This window comes from Agrobacterium pusense, from assembly GCF_013285525.1.
In the GTDB taxonomy this organism is placed as follows: domain Bacteria; phylum Pseudomonadota; class Alphaproteobacteria; order Rhizobiales; family Rhizobiaceae; genus Agrobacterium; species Agrobacterium pusense.
The window spans coordinates 1526631-1540317 of sequence record NZ_CP053857.1 but is presented as its reverse complement, the minus strand read 5'-3'; the positions used below and the strand labels follow the sequence as shown (position 1 = coordinate 1540317).

Genomic DNA, 13687 nt, shown 5'->3' with positions numbered 1-13687 from the left:
TGGGAAGCGCGGCCCGAATGAGCGCCTTCTTCAGTGGGCCGCGTCGATCATCGCGATCCAGCCGGCAGCCCGGCGGGCGGCTTCGGCCAGGACAGGTTTCGGAGCCTTATACCACTCATTTTCCGGCAGTTCTCGTTTCAGACGAACGAAGCTTATCGCGTCGTCCAGGGACGGAAACTCCGCCGGCAGTGTGAGATGGAGGAAGAGCGCGACGACGGCGACAGAGCGGGAACGACCGCCCCGGCAATTGATGAGTACATTGCCGCGCTCCCGGCGGGGGTAAGATGGTTTTTCCGGCAGAATCTGCTCCAGCGCCGCCCGCAGAATATAATGGGCGGCAACCATCTGGGTATCAGGATTTCCGGCCCCGTCGATCAGACCGATCTTGTAATATCGGATTTCGCCCGGCCCGTAGACGCTGCCTTCATGATCTGAAACCACATCGGACTGTTCCACGAAATTGAAGTCCAAATTGACGGCGCAATTGACGACGGTGGTAATGCCGTTCTGACGCAGAAGATTGAGGTCGCTCGCACCCTCTTTGCCCGAAATGAAGAGATCGACACCATAAAGCGGATGCCGTTCATAGATGCGGCTGAGCTTCGGCAGTTCGCCGCTCTCCTGCTCTCGGGCTATGGTCTGTTGCGGTTGCGGCATGTCATGTCTCCCCGGCACCGGTACGGCAGCCGTCATATCTTTGCTTTTTCAGTTTTCTGCGGCGGTTGGCCCGTGTTGCACCGACGTCTTGGCGCTGCGGCTTGCGGATATGGCTCGTGCCACCCGCTGCAATGTCGGATAGTTGGCCCCCTCACCCGTGGCTATATAACCCGGGCAAAGGAATTCGGCGGCGCCTTCCGCCACTTTTCCAAGAGTGAGAGGTTCATAGGCGCCGCCGGCATTTTTGAGAATGAGGATGGCGGCTGCCACATCCCAGGCGTTGACGCCGAAACCAGCGGCCGCATCCGTCCAGCCCGCCGCGACGTGAGCAATGCTGAGCGCAGCACTGCCGGGCCGGCGCAATGTAGAAAAGGTCTCAGTAAGAGTACCGAAATTGGCGAGCGCTGCTTCCCGCCCATCCAGCCGGAAATCGCGCGAGACGGGATAGCCGGTGATGAGCGTCGCCCGTGTCTCGTCCGAGACGCTACGCGAGCGCAGCCTTTCGCCGTTCACATAAGATGCCTGGACATCGGCCGAAAACATCTGCTCCGCGACAGGGTCATAAACCACGCCGGCAACAACCTTCCCGTCGATAACGGCGGCAATGGACACGCACCAGAAGGCAAGGCCGCGGGCGAAATTTGCCGTGCCGTCGATGGGGTCGACATACCATTGCACCTCACCGCTACCGATCTGGCCGCCCTCCTCACCCATGATGGCCGAGTTGGGTTCCCGTTCGAGAATGATGGTGCGAATGGCGGCCTCAGCGCGCTTGTCGTGGATAGTCACGATATCGTGGAGATCGACCTTGTAGTCCACCGTCATATCCGATCGGAATGCCGCAAGCAGGGGATCACGCACGGCACGCGCCGCTGTTTCGGCGATCTTCATCAACCGCACTGAGCGGGAAAAAGCGCCCTCATCTTCAGGATTTCGTTCGCTCAATGAGGTCTGCATCAGCATATCCATTCCGTTCATTCGAAAAAAAGGAGGAGGAGGCGCGGCTAGGACCGCGCCAGCCGGGATTACTTCGTGTAGTTGACGCGCCAGAAATCCTGCCACGCCTCGCGCCGATCGAAATCATCGAGACCCGTAGCAGAATTGTATCCCATCAGCCGGTCGGCAACCTTCATCAGCCCCGAAGGCTCATCATCCGGCATCTTGATGTCGGTATTGGTTGGCAGCTTACCGTCCTTCATCTGCGGGGCGATGCCCTCCTCCGTCAGGATATAGTGGATAAAGAGCTTGGCCGTGTTCGGGCTTTTGGTCTTGGAGGCCATCAGGCCGAGCTTGATATAGGTCCAGCCGACCCAGGGATCGAGGTCGGTGCAGAGGCCGAGCTTGTAGCCCTTGTCGGCATTGTCGCGAAATTTGGCTGAACTCAGCAGGCCGAAGAAGGGCTGCTTCTGGCCGGGCGCGCCGACCGCTTCCGCAACCGGGTCGTCCCCATCGGTGGCGAGCGGGCCATTCGCAGCCAGCGCCTTTATCCACGCAGCTGCGGCACTCTTTTCCTCCGTCTCCCTGCCGAAATGAGCCTTGTAGGCCGCCGCTACCTTTTCATTACCGTGGGCTTCAAGCTGGTTGAACCAGTCGGTATAGGTGCTCTTGCTGAGCGGATCGACCATGGCGACCTTGCCTTTCCATTTCGGCTCGGTCAGTTCCCAGATATTCGTCACGGGGCATTTGTCATAGGCTTCGGTATTATACGCCCAGACGTTGGCGTTGGTGGAAATGGCCAGTGGGTTTTGAAACTGCGCCGGAATTTTCGAGGTCATGTCGCCCGGCAGGTAATTTTCCACAAAACCCGCCGGCAGAAGCTGGGCAAGTGCAGAGGGCGCATCGGTAATCAACACCACATCCCCCTGCACATTGTTCGACTGGCTTTCCCGGATGATCATCTCCAGCTGGCTATTGGCGGAAACCTTTACGCCCGTCGCCTTCAGCCCGTATTTGGCGCTGAATTTATCCGCCATCTCAACGATCTTGCCGGTGCTGTCATAGATGTTGATCGGCTTCTCCTGCTTTGCCGCCGCAAGGACGGCATCGAGATCGAAGGGCTCTTCAGCCGCGGCGGCCAGAGCGGAAGCGCCTATAATCATTGCACCTGCGGCCATGGCCGAGGCAGCCCTTAATTTCAATTTTTTTCGCATCGTTTCCCCTCCCAAGGAAAAGACAGGCGGGTTTGCACCCCGCCTTCCGTTTATTTTTTGTAATTCACACGCCAGAAATCCTGCCAGCCTTCGCGCTTGTCGAGATCGTCGGCCGCCGTTGCGGCGTCGAAAGCCATCAGCTCATCGAGATGCTCGGCGACCCTCGAAGGCTCGTCCGCCGGCAGGGCGATTTTCATATTGCCGGAAAGCTTGCCGTCAGCGGTCTGCGGCGCGATGCCTTCTTCCGTCATCAGATAATGCAGGAAGAGTTTCGCGGCATTCGGGCTTTTCGTTTGCCCGGCAATCAGGCCGAAACCGGGATAAAGGAATCCGGAAAATGGCTTTACACCGCTGCAAAGACCGAGCTTCAGCCCCTTGGCTTCATTATCACGATACTTTGCGACCGAGGTGATGACGAAGAAGGGATCGGTCTGTCCCGGAGCACCGGCAGCGTCCGCCACCGAACTGGAATCCGTCAAGAGCGGCGCATTTTCGGCAAAGGCTTTCACCCATGCAGCCGTTGCGCTTTTTTCGCCCGTTTCCAGCTTCTTGCCGTAGAGGTCCTCGTAGGCTTTGGCGACATCGGCATCGTGGTGGGTTTCGATCTGGTTGAACCAGTCGGCATAAAGCGGTTTGTCGAACAGATCGAGCATGGCAAGCTTGCCCTTCCAACGCGGCTCCGTCAGCTGCCAGATGTTGGTGACCGGGCATGTGTCGTATTTCTCGGTGTTGTAGGTCCAGACATGCGGGTCTGAGACGACCACGAGCGGATCCCGCAGCTTCTGTGGAATATCGCCTTCGATATCAGGCGGCGTCCAGCTGGTAGCGATACCTGCCGGCAGAAGCTCGCCCATGGCGGAGGCGACATCCGTTGCCACGCTCACATCGCCGACGACATTGCCGGCGCGATGTTCGCGGATCATCAACTCGACCTGCGTCGCCTCGTTCACCTTCTTGCCGCTGGCCTGCACGCCATACCTGGCCGTAAACGCCTGCGCGGTGTCCACGATCTTACCGGTTACCGCATAAACCGTAATCGGCTTTTCCTTCTTCGCGGCAGCGATGAGCGCATCGAGATTGAAGGCTTCCTGCGCATGCGCGGCCCCGCTAAGTGCCAGCGAGACGCCGAGGCAAAGTGCGGAGGCGGTACCCCGCCGCCTGCGCTTGTTGCCATTATTATTCCTAGCCATGATCGTCACCCGTTGGTCCCCCATTATTTTTTGTAGTTCACACGCCAGAAGTCCTGCCAGGTTTCACGCGCATCCCAGTCTTCAAGACTGGTCGCCATGCTGTAGGGCAGAATGTGATCGAGGACGGCGCCAATACCCGATGGCTCGTCCGCGGGCAGACTTACTTCCCTGTTGGTCGACATCTTGCCGTCGATCGCCTGCGGCGCGATGCCTTCGGCGGTCATGATGTAGTGAATGAAAAGCTTCGCCGCATTCGGGCTGTTCGTGCCCTTGGTGATCAGCCCCACGCCCGGATAGAGCCAGCCAACCCACGGTTTCAGCTCTTTGCAGAGGCCGAGTTTCGTGCCCTTCTCGGCATTGTCGCGGAACTTGGCCGAGCTGATGAGGCCCATGAAAGGTTCTTTCTGACCGGGAGCACCAACGGCTTCGGCAGCAGCCGCATCGGCGTCGGTCAGAAGCGGAGCATTGGCGGCAAGAGCCTTCACCCAGGCTGCCGTCGCGCTCTTTTCCCCAGTTTCGAGATCCTTGCCGTAAAGCGCCTTATAGGCCGCTTTCACGTCACCGTCGCCGTGGCTGGCCATCTGGTTGAACCAGTCGACATAGGATGCCTTGCCGAGCGGATCCTGCATCGCCACCTTGCCCTTCCACTTCGGGTCGGTCAGTTCCCAGATATTGGAAACGGGGCATTTGTAGAAGAGTTCGCTATTATAAGCCCAGACATTGGCGCTGGTGACGACGGTCAGCGGGTCCTGATATTCCGGCGGAATATTGCCGGCCATATCCGGCGGCAGCCAGCTTTCGACAAAACCGAGCGGAATAAGCTGCGCCATCGCGGCCGGCGCATCGCTGATGATCGAGACGTCACCCTGAATATTGTTGGCGCGCGCCTCGCGGATGATCATCTCCAGCTGGGCGGAGGCCTTCACCTTCGCGCCCTCAGCGCCGACACCGTATTTCGCGGCGAAGTTCTTCGCCATTTCAACGATCTTTCCCGTGCTGTCATAGACGGTAATCGGTTTTTCCTTTTTTGCCGCCTCTATCAGGGCATTGAGGTCGAAAGGCTCTCCCGCTTTCGCCACGCCGCCAAGCGTTGCGGCAATCGCCGTTGCGCATAAGAGCCGGCTCAGGCCCGCTGTTGTCCGCTTCATCCTGCTTCTCCTTCAGCCGTCTCGGCGGCGTTTTCAGTTGTAGGTGCTGTGGCGCAGAACGGCGTCCGCCTCGTTGATCCTCTGCCCCCTGGCATCGAAGGCGTGAAGGGCTTCGGGCGGCACGTGAAAGAACACGCGGTCGCCGCTGTCGATACGCGGCAGGGAGTGGGTGGTCAGGAACAGCGTGTGGTTCTCGCTTCTGAGTTCGAGAATCCAGCTGCCGCCGGTCGGCAGCACGCCTGTCACCGTCATCTCGCCGGCGAAGCTGCCTTGCGGCACATCCTCGGGCTTCATCACATAGCCCATGGCTTCCGGCCGCATGCCGATCGAGGCAATGCCGCGCAGTTGCGGATAACGGGTTGCGAAATAGGCTTCCGCCCTGTCCGCTATGTCCGACACCCCGGGCTGGCCGAAAGTCAGTATGTTGATCGGCGGGCTGCCGACGAATTCGGCGACGAAACGATTGGCCGGACGGTCGTAGATATCGTTCGGCGTGCCCATCTGCTGCAGCGTGCCTTCGTTCATGACGGCAATGGTGGTGGCAAGTGTCATGGCTTCCCACTGGTCATGCGTCACGAAGACGATGGTCGTCTTGAATTCCTTGTGCAGCCGTTTCAGCTCGGCGCGCATTTCAAGCCGCAGCCGGGCATCCAGATTGGAGAGCGGCTCATCGAGAAGCAGAACGCCCGGATTGACGGCGAGCATGCGGGCAAGCGCCACACGCTGCTGCTGACCACCGGAAAGCTGCGACGGATAGCGGTCGCGGTATTTGGCGATGTCGAGCGCCTGCATGACGCGCTCGACACGGGCTTCACGCTCGGCCTTTGGCAGCTTGCGCAGGCGCAGGCCAAAATCGGTATTGCGCTCGATGGTCAGATGCGGCCATAGCGCGTAGCTCTGGAAAACGAGGCCCATTTCACGTTTTTCCGGCGGCACGAAAATGCCTTCGGTCACGGAATCGATCACCCGGTCGCCGACGCGGATCTCTCCGCCGGAGAGGTTTTCGAGGCCAGCTATCATGCGAAGCGTGGTGGTCTTGCCGCAGCCGGAAGGCCCGAGCAGGCACATGAACTCGCCGTCGCGGATTTCGAGATCGAGATCGGAAACCGCATTCGCGGAATTCACGCTGTAGTTTTTCTGCGCACCGCGCAGGTTGATGGTAGGCATCAGCTTCCAAGTCCTTCTGCAAGATTTGTGCGGGTCAGCTTCTGGGCCAACAGCGTGCCGAAATAGGCAATGGCGGCGATGATCAGCACCACGGCGTTGGCAGCCTGCGTGTAGTGGTAGTCGACCAGCCGCAGCGAATAGGTGGTCAGAACATCCGTGCTCGGCACGGCGAGGATCACGAAGAGGCTGAGACCCTTGATGCCAGAAATGAAGGGCAGGAGAACCCCGGTCACCAGCGATCCTTTCTGGATCGGGATGACGATCGAGATCATGCGGCGGAACCAGCCTGCACCGGCGATCTGGGCAGCCTCTTCCGGGTCCTTTCCAAGCTGCGTCATGGCGGAAATGCCGGCTCGCGAAGCGTAGGGCATCTGGTCAGCGATCAGCGCCAGGATGAGGATCGTCACCGTACCATAGAGCGCCGGCATCGGCCCACGCGGAACGGCAAAGAGCGACAGATAGGCGGCGGCAAAGGCAATGCCGGGCACGAGATAGGGCAGGAACGTCACCTGTCGCAGGTAGACTGACAGGGCACGCACCGGCGTGCGGATGACGACATAACCAACGAGCAGGCCAAGAATGCCCGATGTGAGCGAGGCAAGCCCGACGATCATCATCGTGTTTTTTGCGGCAGCCCATAGGTCGGGGCTCAGGAGCACGCCGGTCTGCAAGGCGACGGTATTGAGGTTGCTGCCAATCCAGTAATCGAGGGTGAAGTTGTCGAACGTGAAGCGGGCCGGCATTTTCATGACCGTCGAGAGCGCCAGGGTCAGAAGCGGCAGGCCGACACTGAGGACGAAGATGGCGGCCGCGAAGCCCGTCGCCGGAAGCCGCATCTTGCCGAGACGGCTCTGCCTGTTCATCGAGCCTTTCGAACCAATGGTCACGAAACGGCGGGCTTCGCGAACGAGGCGGGCGTCGATCATGAGCGTGATGATGCCGATGAGCATGATCGAGGCCGCGACGACACCGGCAACGCCCGTCTGGCGCGACGCAATGCTGCGGAACAGCGATGTGGAGAGAACCTCGAACTTCACGGGCAGCCCGAGAACATAAGGCACGCCGAACTCGCCAAGGCATTTTGCAAAGATCAGCACCATCGAGGACAATAACGCCGGGCGCATCAGCGGCAGGATGACCTGCAAGGCGACCTGATAACGATGGGCACCGAGAATGCGGGCGGAATCTTCGAGCTGCGAGTCGAAGCGGCGAAGCGCCGAGCCGAACAGCAGGATGACGAAAGGCGTGTAATGCAGGGCAAGGATGATGGTGATCGGGAAACGCCCGTAAGCCACCCAGTCCGGCGGCGTGAGGCCTATCGCCTCGAACCAGCCGGGCTGGCCGCCAACGGTGCGATTTTTAAACAACGTCGTCCAGGCGAGCGCGAAGGTCCAGGCCGGCAGCATATAGGGCACGATCAAGGCCGTGGCGAACCAGCGGCGGCCGAACATGTCCGTTCTACTGATAAGCCAGGCAAGAACGGTACCGATGACGAGCGAAAGCGCAATCGCCCCGAATGCGACGGTCAACGTATTGAAGAGCGGACGCCAGAAAAGATCCGATGCGACGGGCGAAAAAAACGCCCTGTCGAGATAATAAAGCGTGAGATCGCCGACATCCTTGCCGAGGCGCCGTTCGTGGCCGAACTGGACGCGGACGGCATCGAGAATGATCGAAATGATCGGAACGACGATCAGATAGGTGAAAAGCAGAGCCGTCAGAACGCCGATCAGCGTCGTCGGCTCCCTGAGTGCGACCTTGAGACGATACCGCCAGGCCTGCCATGCCGAAGGCGCGGTCGTCGGGGGACTTCCCAGCGCCTCCGCCTTCGTCGATTCGCTTAAAAGAGCCATTCTCTCTCCCCATATGGCCACGCTTTGCCCTCACGCGCTGGCAAACACCTGCCTTCGCGCGACCCGCAAAACAGGCGGCGCGTGCGTAACCTTCAGCAATGCATCAATGCTTCAGAAGCGGGTGTTTCACCCGCTGACAACGATGATCCCAGCTCCTCCCGAAAACATCGCGGGCAAAGCGACTATGGAATAAAAATTCCATATCTCGCTCTACCTTGGAATGCATGATCCGTCTTAAAAGACGTTTTGTCAATGAAAAAATGCACACGTGATCATTAACTTATTTATTTGTTTTCAAACGTGTTTTTGTCACAAAACTGTAATTTTTGAACGGCGCCGGGCAGGAATTGTTTTTCCTGTCCCGGCGCCTGTGGAACGGATTGGATAGTTCCTGAAACGCCAGAGAGCTTTTCTCAAGGGTGACGGGGTGCGGGTGAAATTGGAATAGCCGACATCCCGTAGCCTGTGATATCAGGCATAGGATTTCGGAACCGGGGGAGTTGGATGGCAAGAGGGTTCGTGACGGCCGAAGAGGTGGCGAAAAAGGCCGGGGTTTCGCGCTCCGCCGTCTCTCGTACCTTCACACCCGGCGGCAGCGTATCGAAGGCCGTCCGGCGCAAGGTGCTGAAAGCCGCGCAGGAACTCGGCTACCGCGTCAACCGTCTGGCGCAGGGCCTCAACAACGACCGTTCCAATCTCATCGGGGTCGTCGGTGCCAATCTCAGCTCTCCATTCATTTCAAAACAGCTCGATCTCCTCAGCATCGGCCTCCTGCGCCGGGGCTTGCAATGCCTGTTGCTGAACGCGGCAGATGCCCGCAAGGACATTGCGCCGCTGATCGAGCTTCTCTTCGAATTCCGCGCGCAGGCCATCGTTGTCCTTTCCGGCGAACCGCCGGCCTCGATCGTGGATGAATGCATCGCCAACGGCGTGCGCCTCATTCTCATCAATCAGCGTCTTGATCGCACCGACACGAATATGGTGTTGAGCGACGATTCCCATGGCGCCGATCTTGCCGCCATGCGGCTTGTGGCGGCGAAATGCAGGAAAGTCGCGGTCGTTTCCAGCGGGAGCCAGACGCCGGCTCAGCTGCGCCGCGCCGGTGCCTTCACCCAGCGCATGACGGTTGAAGGTATCGAGGTCGTGCCTTGGTCCGGTGGTCCGACCAGCTATGACAGCGGCTATCAGGCCGGCTGCGAATTGCTGACGGACAAGTCCATCGATGGCGCCTTCTGCGTGACCGATCTGCTCGCACTCGGCTTCATGGACGCCGCGCGTCTCGAAATGGGCCGCCGGGTGCCGGAAGACATCTCGATCGTCGGCTTCGACGATATTCCGCAGGCAGGCTGGAAAAGCTACCAGCTGACGACCGTTGCCCAGTCCTTCGACGCGTTGACGGAGAAGGTCCTGACCGCGCTTGACAGCGACGAGCCGGAAACGCGGCTCCAGGTCGTGCCCGTTTCCATGGTGGAGCGCATTACCGCACGCTAACCCGCCGCCTGCCGGATCCGGCTTTCGATCAGCAGCCCGCTCTCATCGAGGATCGGGTGGGCAACGGCTGCAAGATGGGCGTTGATGCGTTTGAGATCGCGCAACATGTCCAGATGCACCGAACTGGTCTGAATGCTGTCAACCCGGCCGTCGCGCAGGCGCTGGAGATGGCTTTCCGACGATTGTTTTTCCAGCCGCCGCACATCTTCCTTCACTTCCACCAACCGACGGGCAAGATCGGCGTTGCGAGTGGCGAAAACGGACTGTGCCATGCGGATATTATCGAGCGTGACGGCAAAAAGACGCTCAAGTTCACTTTTCCCATCATCGGAAAAGCGGAGGCCCAGGTCGATCTTCTTGGCAATCTCCGGACGGATGCCTTTCTCGATGATATCGCCGATATGTTCGAGATTGATGGCATATTCGACAATATCCATCGCACGGCGCTGATCCTTGCGGGCCAGGCCATTCTGTCCGACCTTCGAGACATAAACCTTGATTTCATGCTGCAGGCGGTCGACCCGGCCCTCCAGGCTGCTGATATCGTTGAGCTTTGCCGCATCGCTGTCCCGCATGGCCTCACTCGCCTGCCGCAGCATAAGCTCGATCAGGTCGCCGACCAGCAGCACCTCGCGGCTTGCGCCGGCAAGCGCCGCAACCGGTTGATCGAGATCGTGACTGTCGAGATAGCTGTGATTGTTTTCGGTGCTCTCTCTGTCCGGCAGCAGCATCGTCGTTATTCGCAGAAGCACTGGCGAGAGCGGCCACGCGAAGGCGGCAACAGCGAAATTGAAGGCGAGATGCGCATCCACCGCTAGATTCGCATGCGAAAAGGGTGACATGTCCAGCAGGGCCGCGGCATATCCGGCGAGCGGCAGCGCTGCGAGGCAGCCGATGGCCCTGACGACGAGATTTCCCACCGTCACCCGGCGTGCCGCGATCGGGGCTTTCAGCGTCGCCAGTACCGGCGGCACCGCGCCGCCGAGATTGGCGCCGAGCACCAGAACGATCACGAGGCTCGTTTCCATGCCGCCGCTGGCGGCAAGCGACAGGATCAGAACGACGATGGCGAGACTGGAGGAGGCAAGAACAGCAAGGACGGCGGAGAAGATCAGCGCCACAGGCCAGGCATCACCGAGCATGCCGATAAAGAGACCCAGTGCTGGCGACTGCCTGATGGGATCAGTTGCAGCCGAGAGAAGATGAAGGGACAGCAGCATGAGACCGACACCGGCCACCGCCGCCCCGCCTCCCTGCCGCTGCACCGATTTGCCACGCGACAGGATGACACCCGCAAGGATGAGCAACGGCGACAGCCAGCCAAGCCCGAGAGCGACAATCCACGCCGTCATCGCAGTTCCGACATTGGCGCCGAGCAGGACGATTTGCGCCATGGCCGGCGCGATGAGGTCCTTCTCGACGAAAGAGGCGACCATCAGCGCGGTGGCAGTGGAACTCTGCAAGGCGATTGTTGCCACGAGGCCAGCGAAGAAGGAGCGATACTGGCCGCGCGTGCCGGCGGCCAGACCGATGCGGAGCCTCGCACCAAAGGCGCGTGACATGCCATCCTTTATCTGCGCAAGCCCGAAAAGCAGCAAAGCCACGGCGCCGAACAGGTTGATGCCGACAACGACCGATTCCATTCAAACACCCCGCCTGCCGTCCGGCGGCCGGACAGCAATCAACCCAGCCATGATAGACCGCCCCTTCCGCAAATCGTCGGATCAAACCGCAACGCGTTCACGCTGCGGCCCGAGCCGAAGCGTAATGTCGCGCGGGCTGCCTTCTGCACGCTCAAGAAAAAGCTCGAGCGCTCCAAGGAAGATTTCGATAAAACTCCTGACGGACCCGTCGTGACGATCCGGCGCGCGGCCGAAACGCTGCGCCAGTTTCCGATAGAGGCAGAGCCGTTCATGCGGGATATGCGGCAGGGCTAGACCCGCCGCCTGTCGCAGGCAATACCAGTCGGCAATCAGCTCGAACATGGGCAATTCGAATGACAGCGCAAGTCCATAAGACAGTTCGTGGTCTTCCTGCCCAAGCAGGAGGAGAACCTCCTGCACGGTTTTGTCGGAGATTGCCGCAACGATCTCTGCCGGCCATTCCTTGCTGAAATAGCGATGCCTGATCAGCGCCCGCTTGTGGCCAAGCAGGAAACCACCATAATCACCGGCTGCAAAAGACGGGTCGTCCTCTTCACCTGCCAGTACCGTCTCCTGCGCGTAACCCTGGCAAATGCGGTCATTGACCGGCAGAGCGGTCATTTCCACCGTTTCCACGCTGATGTCCTGCCGGGATGGATGGACGACCTTGAAGCCGGGAGGAAAGGCGACGAGCGAAGGGACGGCAATATTGGTGAGCGACCTATCACCCTTCCCACCCTGCGTCACGCCCTCGACATGCAGATGCCCGCTGAAATGGACGGTTAACCCAGCCCGCACCAGCGCGTCTTCCACCGCTTTGCGTGGCGTACGGCGCACGACATTGGTTTCACCGAACAGGGCACCTTCGGCACGGCTTGCTCCGTCGAAGGGATCGAGCACCGGATAATGGGAAAAGCCCAGCAAGGTCTTGCCGAGCAGCTCCGCCCTTTGGCGCACGTCGGCAATCCAGTCAATGATGAAGGGCTTGCAACGCAGGAGCGCGTTCCAGCCACCCGAAGTGCTGTCGGTAAAGGCGGCTTCCTCACCTCGCTGAAAGACACCGTCGAGAGGCTCGAAAATATTCGCATCGATCATCAGGAGCCAGAGACCCTCTTCCGGCTCGACAAGATAGGAGGCGTCCATCAAGCGATAGACATTCCGCCCATCGGGAGAGCGCACGTCGTAGAGCCGGTCTTCCGGCGCGTCGGACGCACCAAAGGGCGTCTCCCAATGCAGATAATCCGGCTGGCGGAAATAACCGAAAGTCGCCATCGGATCGAGGCCGGCGGGATAACCTTCGCAGTACATGCGGTCGGTTACGACGACCCCTTCCCCGGTGCGGCGCGCATCGCTGGAAACCAGGACGCCTTTGCCGTTCTCCGTCAGGAATTCCTTGGTGTGATTTCGGCCGCAAGGGCCGAAAATGTCATGGTTCCCGGGCAGCGCATAAAAAGCGGTGCCATGGGTATCGCGATGGCGTTCCAGAATGCCCTTCAGCGTTTCAGTCGTCACCCGCTGGCCGTCATCGGTGTAATCGCCGAGCAGCACCACATGGCGAATGCCACGCTGGCGCACCTCTTCCAGCGCCGCATGCAATGCATCCGCGCTCTCGTTGAAAACCCGGGTGGATTCACGCGTTTCCGACCAGCTGCGCATAGTGATGCGCTCGCCATCGATTTCGATGCCGGGAAACCCGAAATCCGCTGAAGTATCATGAAAATGCGCATCGGCAATGACGGCAACGGAAGGCAGCATATGTGTCAGCATGATTGCGCGATCTTTCTGCCCTCAACCAAGTCGATCCATTCGGAAGCACGGCGAGCGGCGGCATAAAGCATCGGTTTCGGCGTCTCGAACCATTCGTCAGGCCGCAATTCCCGTTTCGTGCGGATCACGGCCAGCGCATCGTCGAGGGTCGGATAGAGGTCGGGCTGCTGCTTGTGCAGGAAAAGCGCCACCAGCGAGACGGAACGGCTGCGGCCGCTGCGACAGTTGACAAGCACGTTGCCGCCATCGACAAAAGGATAAGTCTCCCGCTTCGGCATGGTCTGGCGAAGTGCGCCATCGAGAATGTAATAAGCGCCCAGCATCATGGTGTCCGGGCTGCCATCGCCATCGATCAGGCCAAGCTTGTAATAGCGGATGTCACCATAACCCACAGCCCGCCGGTCGCCGTCTTCGGCCATCGTCTGCACGAGATTGATATCAAGATTGACGGCGCAATTAACGACGGTCGTAATGCCGTGCCGGCGCAGAAGCTCCCGGTCGCCAGCACCGTCGCTGCCGCCTATGTAAAGGGCGGCATTGTGCGGACCAAGCCCTTCCGCAATCAGGCTGATTGCCGGGCGGGCATAAACGGGTCCATCCATTTCATTCCTCCACATGCGC

At 59.8% G+C, this 13687-nt stretch carries 11 protein-coding genes; 1 reads left to right on the top strand and 10 read right to left on the bottom strand.

Annotation, left to right across the window (positions count from 1 at the left end; genetic code table 11):
• Nucleotides 1-30: 30 nt before the first annotated feature.
• From HQN82_RS20665 to HQN82_RS20635, 7 genes are all read right to left on the bottom strand, one after another.
• On the bottom strand, nt 31-657 hold the full coding sequence (locus HQN82_RS20665; protein WP_173615773.1) for a dual specificity protein phosphatase family protein: 627 nt from the start codon (nt 655-657) through the stop codon (nt 31-33).
• 48 nt (nt 658-705) lie between these two features.
• Nucleotides 706-1620, bottom strand: a complete 915-nt coding sequence (locus HQN82_RS20660) for an inositol monophosphatase family protein (RefSeq protein WP_173615772.1) — start codon at nt 1618-1620, stop codon at nt 706-708.
• Nucleotides 1621-1682: 62 nt separating this feature from the next.
• The gene (locus HQN82_RS20655; protein ID WP_173616032.1) at nt 1683-2771 is read right to left on the bottom strand and encodes an ABC transporter substrate-binding protein; all 1089 of its coding nucleotides are present in this window, start codon (nt 2769-2771) and stop codon (nt 1683-1685) included.
• An 86-nt stretch (nt 2772-2857) separates the two neighbouring features.
• On the bottom strand, nt 2858-3997 hold the full coding sequence (locus HQN82_RS20650; protein ID WP_173615771.1) for an ABC transporter substrate-binding protein: 1140 nt from the start codon (nt 3995-3997) through the stop codon (nt 2858-2860).
• Nucleotides 3998-4020: 23 nt separating this feature from the next.
• On the bottom strand, nt 4021-5145 hold the full coding sequence (locus HQN82_RS20645) for an ABC transporter substrate-binding protein (RefSeq protein WP_173615770.1): 1125 nt from the start codon (nt 5143-5145) through the stop codon (nt 4021-4023).
• Between the two features lie 33 nt (nt 5146-5178).
• Nucleotides 5179-6312: an ABC transporter ATP-binding protein gene (locus HQN82_RS20640; RefSeq protein ID WP_173615769.1), complete on the bottom strand. Its 1134-nt coding sequence runs from the start codon at nt 6310-6312 to the stop codon at nt 5179-5181.
• Nucleotides 6312-8165 (bottom strand): ABC transporter permease, encoded by a 1854-nt coding sequence (locus tag HQN82_RS20635; RefSeq protein ID WP_004438246.1) that lies wholly within the window; start codon nt 8163-8165, stop codon nt 6312-6314. The genes HQN82_RS20640 and HQN82_RS20635 overlap by 1 nt, the downstream gene beginning before the upstream one ends.
• 504 nt (nt 8166-8669) lie before the next feature.
• Between HQN82_RS20635 and HQN82_RS20630 the strand changes: the two genes are divergently transcribed.
• Complete coding sequence (locus HQN82_RS20630; protein WP_173615768.1) at nt 8670-9656, top strand: LacI family DNA-binding transcriptional regulator; 987 nt, start codon at nt 8670-8672, stop codon at nt 9654-9656.
• Here the strand turns inward: HQN82_RS20630 and HQN82_RS20625 are convergent.
• From HQN82_RS20625 to HQN82_RS20615, 3 genes are all read right to left on the bottom strand, one after another.
• Nucleotides 9653-11299 carry a Na/Pi cotransporter family protein gene (locus HQN82_RS20625; RefSeq protein ID WP_173615767.1) on the bottom strand — a complete coding sequence of 549 codons (1647 nt, stop codon included), beginning with the start codon at nt 11297-11299 and terminating at the stop codon, nt 9653-9655. The two genes, HQN82_RS20630 and HQN82_RS20625, sit on opposite strands and share 4 nt — an antisense overlap.
• Before the next feature lie 81 nt (nt 11300-11380).
• Nucleotides 11381-13066, bottom strand: a complete 1686-nt coding sequence (locus HQN82_RS20620) for a metallophosphoesterase family protein (RefSeq protein WP_173615766.1) — start codon at nt 13064-13066, stop codon at nt 11381-11383.
• Complete coding sequence (locus tag HQN82_RS20615) at nt 13060-13668, bottom strand: dual specificity protein phosphatase family protein (RefSeq protein WP_173615765.1); 609 nt, start codon at nt 13666-13668, stop codon at nt 13060-13062. The genes HQN82_RS20620 and HQN82_RS20615 overlap by 7 nt, the downstream gene beginning before the upstream one ends.
• Nucleotides 13669-13687 lie beyond the last annotated feature (19 nt).